The organism is Vibrio sp. 10N.222.46.A1, assembly GCF_041473595.1.
GTDB lineage: Bacteria > Pseudomonadota > Gammaproteobacteria > Enterobacterales > Vibrionaceae > Vibrio > Vibrio tasmaniensis_A.
The window spans coordinates 1-254 of the sequence record NZ_JBFRSN010000994.1; the positions used below are offsets into that span (position 1 = coordinate 1).

The 254-nt window shown below is 46.5% G+C and carries 1 pseudogene; it reads left to right on the plus strand.

Going from position 1 to position 254, the window contains the following annotated elements:
- A pseudogene (locus AB4496_RS22970) lies at positions 1 to 254 on the plus strand (thiamine ABC transporter permease); the annotation flags it as partial.

Consider the following 254-nt stretch of genomic DNA (forward strand, 5'->3'; position numbering starts at 1 on the left):
ACCTACCTTTGCCGTTTTGGTATGGCAATGGTTTAACGACCCAGACCTTAATCTATTACCACGAGCAGCAGCCGGAGCCATTGTTCTATTTGGCTTGGCTTCGTTGATCATCGCCCTCGCTCGTTTAATAGAATGGGCGGTTCTTAAGTACTTTCGAACTTGGCAGTATTCAGGAAGAACTGGGGCTAACTTGCCGGGGAAAACCGTATTTACAGTTCTTGCTAGCCTTTCATTGCTGATCATTCCTTTGATGG